This is a genomic window from Enterococcus mundtii, assembly GCF_013394305.1.
Lineage (GTDB): Bacteria > Bacillota > Bacilli > Lactobacillales > Enterococcaceae > Enterococcus_B > Enterococcus_B pernyi.
Genome location: NZ_AP019810.1, coordinates 2,097,801 through 2,107,500, shown reverse-complemented (window position 1 = coordinate 2,107,500; position 9,700 = coordinate 2,097,801). Strand labels below are relative to the sequence as shown.

Here is a 9,700-nt window from a genome sequence, read left to right as displayed (position 1 = left end):
CTCCGTCTCTTCAACTTAACCTCGCATGCAATCGTAACTCGCCGGTTCATTCTACAAAAGGCACGCCATCACCCATGAACGGGCTTTGACTTGTTGTAGGCACACGGTTTCAGGTTCTATTTCACTCCCCTTCCGGGGTGCTTTTCACCTTTCCCTCACGGTACTGGTTCACTATCGGTCACTAGGGAGTATTTAGCCTTGGGAGATGGTCCTCCCGGATTCCGACGGAATTCCTCGTGTTCCGCCGTACTCAGGATCCTCCTAGGTGCCTTCCAAATTTCATCTACGGGGCTTTCACCCTCTCTGACTGACTTTTCCAAGTCATTCGACTATCTGAAAGAACTACCATATTGGAGTCCTACAACCCCAATGAGCAAGCTCATTGGTTTGGGCTTTTCCCGTTTCGCTCGCCGCTACTCAGGGAATCGAATTTTCTTTCTCTTCCTGCAGGTACTTAGATGTTTCAGTTCTCTGCGTCTACCTCGTATACGCTATGTATTCACGTATACGTAACATCCTATAAAAGATGCTGGGTTCCCCCATTCGGAAATCTCTGGATCATAGCTTACGTACAGCTCCCCAAAGCATATCGGTGTTAGTCCCGTCCTTCATCGGCTCCTAGTGCCAAGGCATCCACCGTGCGCCCTTATTCACTTAACCTTATCAACCTTACGGTTGGGTTTTGATCTTTCTTCTAGCGATAGAAGTCCAATCAAGAAAAATAAGCAATTGAACTTATTAAAAAACTCATTCAACGCGGTGTTCTCGGTTTGTATTACTTACATTTTTACTTCAATATCCAGTTTTCAATGAACAAGTATATAACAACATACGTTGTTAATGGAGCCTAGCGGGATCGAACCGCTGACCTCCTGCGTGCAAAGCAGGCGCTCTCCCAGCTGAGCTAAGGCCCCGGGTTAAATTTTGAGTAGACCTCTCAAAACTGAACAAAGTATCGACAAACGTGTGTAGTCTCCGTAATATTCCTTAGAAAGGAGGTGATCCAGCCGCACCTTCCGATACGGCTACCTTGTTACGACTTCACCCCAATCATCTATCCCACCTTAGGCGGCTGGCTCCAAAAAGGTTACCTCACCGACTTCGGGTGTTACAAACTCTCGTGGTGTGACGGGCGGTGTGTACAAGGCCCGGGAACGTATTCACCGCGGCGTGCTGATCCGCGATTACTAGCGATTCCGGCTTCATGTAGGCGAGTTGCAGCCTACAATCCGAACTGAGAGAAGCTTTAAGAGATTAGCTTAGCCTCGCGACTTCGCGACTCGTTGTACTTCCCATTGTAGCACGTGTGTAGCCCAGGTCATAAGGGGCATGATGATTTGACGTCATCCCCACCTTCCTCCGGTTTGTCACCGGCAGTCTTGCTAGAGTGCCCAACTAAATGATGGCAACTAACAATAAGGGTTGCGCTCGTTGCGGGACTTAACCCAACATCTCACGACACGAGCTGACGACAACCATGCACCACCTGTCACTTTGCCCCCGAAGGGGAAGCTCTATCTCTAGAGTGGTCAAAGGATGTCAAGACCTGGTAAGGTTCTTCGCGTTGCTTCGAATTAAACCACATGCTCCACCGCTTGTGCGGGCCCCCGTCAATTCCTTTGAGTTTCAACCTTGCGGTCGTACTCCCCAGGCGGAGTGCTTAATGCGTTAGCTGCAGCACTGAAGGGCGGAAACCCTCCAACACTTAGCACTCATCGTTTACGGCGTGGACTACCAGGGTATCTAATCCTGTTTGCTCCCCACGCTTTCGAGCCTCAGCGTCAGTTACAGACCAGAGAGCCGCCTTCGCCACTGGTGTTCCTCCATATATCTACGCATTTCACCGCTACACATGGAATTCCACTCTCCTCTTCTGCACTCAAGTCTCCCAGTTTCCAATGACCCTCCCCGGTTGAGCCGGGGGCTTTCACATCAGACTTAAGAAACCGCCTGCGCTCGCTTTACGCCCAATAAATCCGGACAACGCTTGCCACCTACGTATTACCGCGGCTGCTGGCACGTAGTTAGCCGTGGCTTTCTGGTTAGATACCGTCAAGGGGTGAACAGTTACTCTCACCCTTGTTCTTCTCTAACAACAGAGTTTTACGATCCGAAAACCTTCTTCACTCACGCGGCGTTGCTCGGTCAGACTTTCGTCCATTGCCGAAGATTCCCTACTGCTGCCTCCCGTAGGAGTTTGGGCCGTGTCTCAGTCCCAATGTGGCCGATCACCCTCTCAGGTCGGCTATGCATCGTGGCCTTGGTGAGCCGTTACCTCACCAACTAGCTAATGCACCGCGGGTCCATCCATCAGCGGCACCGTAAAGCGCCTTTCAAAACGAAACCATGCGGTTTCGATTGTTATACGGTATTAGCACCTGTTTCCAAGTGTTATCCCCTTCTGATGGGCAGGTTACCCACGTGTTACTCACCCGTTCGCCACTCCTCTTTTCCCGGTGGAGCAAGCTCCAGTGGGAAAAGAAGCGTTCGACTTGCATGTATTAGGCACGCCGCCAGCGTTCGTCCTGAGCCAGGATCAAACTCTCATAATAAAAGTTAGAACAATCTTTCGATTGTTAAGCTCAATTGTTTGCTAGCATATTGCTTGCTTGTTAAAAATGTTTGTTGTCTTGAATTGAATCAAGACGCCCTACACATTTGGTTTGTCTTACTTTGTTCAGTTTTCAAAGGTCTACGTGATAATTGAAACACAACTGTCTCAACTTATCGTTTGTGATTGCCGTAGCAACTTTTATATCTTAGCAAACTCTCGGATGATTGTCAACTATTTTTTAAAAGTTTTTTCAACTCGTTTTTCACGAGGTCGTTTTAGCAACTCACTTATAATAACTTGTTGTTTGTTATTTGTCAACAACTTTTTTTATCTCTTCTTTTGTAGAGACAACATTCCTTGATGATTTTCTCAAACAACACTAGTTATATTAACATGTGTTTTTCTATTCGTCAAGCATTATTTAAAGTTTTATTTACACTATTAAAATCAGTAATAAACAAAAAACAACAAAAAAAAATATACCATTTATTCTATTTAGTTGTCAATCACTATTTCTGATAAATCTATCTGGTATACTTTCAATTTTGATCCTCTTTATAGTAGAAATACGAAAAAGTCGAAATGTTTTATTTTGGAATATACGATTTGCCTCTTACACTTTTTGCTAGTTATCACTAGTTTCTTTACGAAAAATATGCAACGCGCCTTTGGTAATAAGCCAAAAAACCAGAGAACAGGTAAGTGAGATTTTGATTCTTTGGCTTGTTACTAAGGAAAAACCGATGATCCCAATTGCCTTTTTCAGTATGTAACACAATTGGATACAGTCTATTCATGTAAAATCAATTGCTCCATCAATCGTTGATCGTAGCCAACAAACAGCGCATCATCGATGATGATCAAAGGACGTCTTAAAAGATGACGTTGCGTTTTGCACAAAAATAGAAGTTGATCTTCCTGTTTTTTTGGAAGTCCAGCTTTAATTTTTTTGAATTCAAATGACCATGTAGTAAATAATTGTTCAATATGTGCATTTTCAAAACTACATAACTCTTTGACTTCTTTATTACTTAAAGCTCTACTTTCTAGATCAACAAATTGATAAGATAAGTTCTTTTTCTCTAACCATTGTATGGCTTTAACCGTTATGGTGCAATTCGTTGAACTATAGATTTTGATATTCACAACGTCTCCTCCTATTCTTACGAATACAAGACACTATGTTTCATATAAATCAAGTTTCTTGCGACACCTCGTATTTCTCTAGGAATAAATGCTCGTATTTCATCTTCATTGAATCCAATCAATACTCTTTTTTCATCAAGTAGAATCGGACGTCTAAGTAAAGATGGGTATTCTTTGAACAAGCGGATCATTTCTTTTAAGGATAAATCATTAAAATCGATCCCTAATTTCTCATAAACTTTTGAACGAGTAGAAATAATATCTTCGACTCCACCTTCTGTTGCGGCCAATATTTGTCGTATCTCATTTTCTGACAGAGGTTCTGCAAAGATATTCTTTTCTTCAAAATTAAGATGATTCGTTTGTAACCATGCTTTGGCCTTTCTGCAAGATGTACAGCTAGGCGAAGTGTATAGTTTTATCATTTTCTCACTCCTTTTTAATTGTAATCCCATTCTAAACGTAATATCAAAATAATGCCAGTCATACGCTATCCCCAAAATAAATAAAATTTGTTTTTGTTCATAAAATCGTTATTTAAACAATCAATTAAAGGTTATATTCTTTTTATAAACAACGGTTATTTAAAATTTACATAAATAATTATAGTTATTTATTTTTTTGAATAAAAAAGCAAAGCAAGTGTATTTTTACTCGCTTTGCTTTTCGTCATTTATTTGATTTTTTTACCTTTACAACCTGTTTCTTTAATAAAACGTGAAGGTTTTAATTTTCTTTTCCCTTTAAACTCAGGTACACATAAATAAAGACGATTCCTTGCTCTAGTCATTGCGACATAAAAAAGACGTCTCTCTTCCTCAATCGTCGTTAATGGTTCGATTTTCAACTCACTTTTCAGTCTTTTGTCTTTTGCTACCGCACCATTGTAAGGAATCATCCCTTCATTACAACCGATTAAAAAGACGTTACGATAACTTAAACCTTTGCTTTTATGAATACTCTGGATACATAAGGCATCTAGTTTCCCCTTACGATAAGCAATCAACCTTGTTTTCAGTTCTGCTGCAATTCCTTGGATCTCAAGATACAATTTTTTCAATTGCGGGATCGTTGGATATTGTCTGACAGTCTCCAGCAACCATTCTTTGTCACCTTGCTCGATTTCTTTATTCGGTCTTGGCAACCGACAATAGGCCTCAATCAGTGAAACACATGACCGCTTCGTTGGTTGATCAAATGTTTCTAGCGCGCTTACAAATGTCTTTAGTTCTTTTTCTCTAGCTTCTAAATTAGGCCGCCGTTTTAAAATATAAGCGACAATATCTTGGTCACTGTTTTTATTAGAGAAAAATTGGTCACATTCATTTGTTTTCAGATAACAATTAATCATCAACTGTCGTAACAACTGCTGGTGTGCTTGCACTTTTATCGGTGTTGCCGCATCATACCAACCGATAAACTTTTGATAAAATTGATAAAAAAGCTTAATTCCATAGATTCCCGCATATTGGGTATCTGCTTCTAGTACAAATGGAATATCTGTTTGGATCAAACGTTGCACCAATGCTTGTGTTTGTGATAATGAGCGATATAAAATAATAGATTCTTTGTATTTTCCTTTGTCTTCTATAAAAGCATATACTTGCTGAATCAACCAGTCACTTTCCTCTTGTACCGTTTTAAATGATAATGCCTGTAATACGCCTGGTTCCTTTTGTGCTGGTACCATCGCTTTAGGTATGCGATCCTCTTTATTGTACGTGATCAATCGATTAGCTCCTTGAACGATCGACGCTCGCGAACGATAATTGGTCAATAGAAAGAGTGTTTTTGTTGGATATTCTTTTTCAAACTGTTTGATATAATCAGGTTCTGATCCTCTAAAGCCATAGATACTTTGATCATCATCTCCAACGATGATCAACTTGATTGGCGAGTCTTTCGTAATCAACTGAACGATTGCCCATTGCAAAGGATTCGTGTCTTGAAACTCGTCGATAAACAAGTAATCGTATTTTTGACCTACATATCTTCTGACATTTACATGAGAGAGGGCATTTTTCAAATTTTGTAGAACATCATTGAATTCAAAAAGTCGTTGCTTTTGTTTTTCTTCATATAGTTCAGTCATTAATTGATCCATACGCTCAGAGATAGGTTGACGTGGGTCTTTTTCAATGGAATCAAATCTCTTTTTGATCAATTGGATGATCTCCTGTTGGGAGAGATTCATGTTTTGCCAATAATCCAATCGGTTAGCAATCGTTTTCTCACCATACTGATCGAAAGAATATAGTTGATATTTTTTTATTAGTTTCTGCAGTAAAAGATTTACTTTATATGGTGTGTCTTTAGAAAACTCACCTTGAATCCCTTCGGCAGAAAGATCCGGAAACTGCCGTTTGATATCACTGTACAGACGATAAAAAATACTATGAAAAGTTCCGATCGTTACATTCGTTTTTCTTTGACTAAAATTATCCACCCGTTTTTTCAATTCATTGGCAGCATTTCGAGTAAAGGTAATCATTAAGATCCTTTGCTCTTCTACTTGTTCTTCATTCATCAGATATACAGCTTTCGCACATATCGTTTGTGTTTTTCCACTTCCTGCACCTGCAATGATTCGTAAGTGTTTGCTCATATCATAAGTGATTGCTGCTTTTTGTTCATTATTGAATCGATTATAAGAACGCTTCTCAATATGTTCAAAAAATGATTCATTTGGCTGTTCTTCCTCATGTTGTTCTTCTACCAACCCTGGTGCTTCCCCATATGCAGCTTCATAACTAGCAATTATTTCTTCTTGCATTCGAAAAATTTGTTGGAGCTTTTTATATTTTCTTTCCCAATGGCTGATTTCTCTTTGCAATCGAAGAATTTCTTTCTCATTTTCTTGATTGATCATCTTCCCCATCTTTCTTTTATTTATTTTCTACTCCATTTATTTTCTTTATACTACCAGACCTTTACAAAAAATAAAATGGGGCTTCACCCTTTTACGATCGTGGTCTTAGGAAGAAATAAAAGAAACTCTACTATCAACTGATGTATTTGATGAGTTCCTAAAACTACATGAGAACCCCAAAAAAGCAAAACCCACTTTTCCTTTACCTTTCAAAGGAAAAATAGCCAGTCAAATCCAAAAATGATTTTCCATCATTCAAGATTTGACTGGCTATTTATCAAAATACTATTTTTCATTCATGAACAGTTACTATTAGTAGCTGTACTCTTTCACTGCACTTGACTTACGAACGACTAATTGCCAGTGTAAATTGTGTGCAGTTTCATTGTCTTCATCTGCGCAATTGAGAACACGAACCATCAAACTATTCTCATAGATTTTTTCAATTTCTGCTTCAATTGGAGAACAAAATAAATCTGATACAAATGCGTACGTTTTACCGACTTCAAATAGATTTTCATTTTCCATGCTATTTCCTCCATTATGTTGTGCATACGGCACAACTTCTTTTGATAAAATTTCGAATCTGTTACCTTTATTGACAAACCCACCTTCTTAAAGGCTTGCATTTTAACATAGAAACTACCTTGTTGTTGATATCAGAAGGCAACAACAAAAGGGGAAGGGGAGTTGCTGCCTTCTATTAAGAAGTTGGTAAAACAAAAATATAAGAACGTGTCACTTACATTTATCTTCGCAACCTTTACTAATTTTTAACATAAATTTTTAAACATAACACAGAAATATCATAAAAAGTTCTTTTGGCATCAAAACTGTTAAATAATCTCACTCTTTTTTGGTATAATCGTACGTTTAGTTGAAAATTTAAAGATGATTTGATAGTTTTACAGGAAATTTTTTAATTATTTAGAGATAAACATGTCTTTTATTTTTTACATAAGAAAAAGCTTTTCATTCTTGTATAACAAATATGTTACAAAATTCACTTAGTTAACGATTTTGATGTCAAAACGTCCTTTTATGAATCGAAAAACTTTTTTTATGTCTTTTCGCTTATTATAGTATTCGGAGGTACGTATAGAGATGAAAAATAAAGTGGTAAATCGAATATTGGCAATATTATTCAACGGAAAACAAGATGAAGAAGATATGACTTACATCCAAGTGAAGTTTGCTCTGGAAGTTTTGCTGAACAATCTTGGAAAACTTGCTGTCGTTTTTGTATTTTCTTTATTGACAGGCACGTGGGTAGAAACAGGAATGACTTTCCTTTCATATATCTGTATTCGCAGATATGCTTACGGTCTCCATTCCGATTCTGAATTTGTTTGCTTACTTTGGACTTTGCTTTATTTGTGGGGGGTTCCCTTAGTAATGAAACATTATCAATTGACTTTCTCTTTCCCTATGATGGTCCTTTTGTTAATTGTTTGTTTTTTCCTTTTGCTTCGCTATGGATCAAGAGGCACAGCCCTTAACCCAATTGCACCAGAGAAACGCCCACCCCTACTAAAAAAAGCAATTTTCATGTATCTTTTATTTGCAGTACTCACATTATTTTTCTCTGCTTCTTACTTTTCTACCTATTTACTACTTGGGATTATTTTAGAAATAGCTACGTTGCTTCCAGTTACAAATTACATGATGAATATTGGAGGAATTTTTTATGAAAAAAACAATCGTTAAACAATTAACTAACCTTTCTGATTTCTTTGTATCTGGCTGCTGCTTCGGTATGAGCTCAGAATTTAAAATACCTGAAAAATTAAAAAAATAATAATATAAATATGCTATAATTTGGGAAAACGCAATGGGAGCTGTGCTTTATGTTTTTGTGGTCCATAGCCTTGCAATATCTGATTTACACAAGTTCTATCTTAATCATCAATTCCCAAATTAAAAATAAATACCTATTTTCTACGTTTAGTCTCTTGGCAGCAGCCCTGTTGGGAATACTTTACCCGATTTTAGGTATTTTTTCTGCACTTGTCGCAATTGCCATGTTGAGTCTACTTTTCTTTTTCTTTTCATCCTCGCGCCAACATATGATCTACGCATTACCTTTGGGATTATTAGCTTCCATTTTAGGCGATCATTTGACGAGCGTTGCGGATTTTTTAGTATTGGAATCTGCTGTCATTGAACCTGGAGATGCATTACAATATTTCCATATAACTGTATCAGCGATTTTATCTTTATTATTTGCGTATGGATTCAAAAAGTTTTTAGATAATTGGTCCGCTAGTGTTGACCGTCGAATGATTGGTACAATCGGTTCATTGGTTTTACTTACCTACTATATCATTATTTTTTATACACGATTTTCTGGTGAAACGCCAAAAGTACTAGCATTAAATACGAGCTTTTTTATCCTTTATCTGTGTGTCGGCCTAATTATCTTGATTTACTATTGGAAAATATCAAATAAAAAGATGGCAGATCAATTATTGGAACAACGCATCCAATTGCAGCAAGATTACATTAGAGATCTAGAAAAAAATTATCAAGAGCTTAGAGAGTTTAAACACGATTATCAAAATCTGTTGTTTTCTTTGAATAGTTATATTTCTGAAGGCGATCTTGAGGGCTTACAAAAATATTATAACCAAACGATTTTACCTACACGTGAAATGATGAATCTCTTCCCAGCAAATCTTAGCTTACTAGACAAAATGAAGGTACCTGAAATAAGAAGTCTATTCTCTTTAAAATTAATGATGGCACAAGAAAAAGGTATCTCTGTCCAATTGACCGTTCCAGATGAAATCGTCATTGGTAAAAAATATACGATCAATTTGGTAAGAATGCTTGGTATTATTCTTGATAATGCAATCGAAGGTGCAACAGTAACCAAAAAGAAAAAAATCGAAGTACTGATCATCAAGAAAAAACAGTCGTTGATGATACGTGTCATCAACACTACTACGAATACGTTTCCATTGAGTAAGTTAAAACAAAAAGGCTTCTCGACGAAAACAAATCCCAAAAATGAAGGATTAGGTTTATTTATTCTTGATGAGTTAACAAAAACGAATCCTTATCTTTTTCTTGAAACATCGATTGAGAATCAGCGATTTTCACAAACAATCCATATACAATTAAAGGAGTAA

The 9,700-nt window shown here is 37.6% G+C and carries 6 protein-coding genes, 1 tRNA gene and 2 rRNA genes (1 of these 9 running past the window's edge); 2 read left to right on the top strand and 7 right to left on the bottom strand.

Annotated elements, in window-relative coordinates:
* The 7 genes from HZ311_RS10105 to HZ311_RS10075 all read right to left on the bottom strand — a co-directional run.
* A 23S ribosomal RNA gene (locus tag HZ311_RS10105) occupies positions 1 to 660 on the bottom strand; it reaches 2,255 nt to the left of the window's first position.
* Between the two features lie 181 nt (positions 661 to 841).
* Positions 842 to 914: transfer RNA gene (locus tag HZ311_RS10100), tRNA-Ala, on the bottom strand.
* 77 nt (positions 915 to 991) lie between these two features.
* Positions 992 to 2,552 (bottom strand): 16S ribosomal RNA (locus tag HZ311_RS10095).
* The 16S and 23S rRNA genes sit together here with 1 tRNA gene alongside, the layout of an rRNA operon.
* A gap of 791 nt (positions 2,553 to 3,343) precedes the next feature.
* Positions 3,344 to 3,700: an ArsC/Spx/MgsR family protein gene (locus tag HZ311_RS10090; protein ID WP_023519089.1), complete on the bottom strand. Its 357-nt coding sequence runs from the start codon at positions 3,698 to 3,700 to the stop codon at positions 3,344 to 3,346.
* A gap of 17 nt (positions 3,701 to 3,717) precedes the next feature.
* Positions 3,718 to 4,125, bottom strand: coding sequence for a transcriptional regulator Spx (gene spx / locus HZ311_RS10085; RefSeq protein WP_010736342.1), 408 nt, complete (start codon positions 4,123 to 4,125; stop codon positions 3,718 to 3,720).
* 248 nt (positions 4,126 to 4,373) lie between these two features.
* Entirely contained in the window at positions 4,374 to 6,578 is a 2,205-nt protein-coding gene (locus HZ311_RS10080) for an ATP-dependent helicase (protein WP_041684168.1), read from the bottom strand.
* Positions 6,579 to 6,881: 303 nt separating this feature from the next.
* Positions 6,882 to 7,097 carry a hypothetical protein gene (locus tag HZ311_RS10075; RefSeq protein ID WP_010736344.1) on the bottom strand — a complete coding sequence of 72 codons (216 nt, stop codon included), beginning with the start codon at positions 7,095 to 7,097 and terminating at the stop codon, positions 6,882 to 6,884.
* Positions 7,098 to 7,673: 576 nt separating this feature from the next.
* On the opposite strand from HZ311_RS10075, the gene HZ311_RS10070 reads away from it, so the two are divergent.
* A complete protein-coding gene (locus HZ311_RS10070; RefSeq protein WP_023519087.1) occupies positions 7,674 to 8,276 on the top strand; it encodes an accessory gene regulator B family protein in 603 nt (200 codons plus the stop codon).
* A gap of 140 nt (positions 8,277 to 8,416) precedes the next feature.
* A complete protein-coding gene (locus HZ311_RS10065) occupies positions 8,417 to 9,700 on the top strand; it encodes a sensor histidine kinase (RefSeq protein ID WP_019723361.1) in 1,284 nt (427 codons plus the stop codon).

Excerpts from the sequence above, each read along its gene's own strand:
- spx (WP_010736342.1), bottom strand. The coding sequence starts at position 4,125 with ATGATAAAACTATACACTTCGCCTAGCTGTACATCTTGCAGAAAGGCC.
- HZ311_RS10080 (WP_041684168.1), bottom strand. The coding sequence starts at position 6,578 with ATGGGGAAGATGATCAATCAAGAAAATGAGAAAGAAATTCTTCGATTG.
- HZ311_RS10075 (WP_010736344.1), bottom strand. The coding sequence starts at position 7,097 with ATGGAAAATGAAAATCTATTTGAAGTCGGTAAAACGTACGCATTTGTA.
- HZ311_RS10070 (WP_023519087.1), top strand. The coding sequence starts at position 7,674 with ATGAAAAATAAAGTGGTAAATCGAATATTGGCAATATTATTCAACGGA.
- HZ311_RS10065 (WP_019723361.1), top strand. The coding sequence starts at position 8,417 with ATGTTTTTGTGGTCCATAGCCTTGCAATATCTGATTTACACAAGTTCT.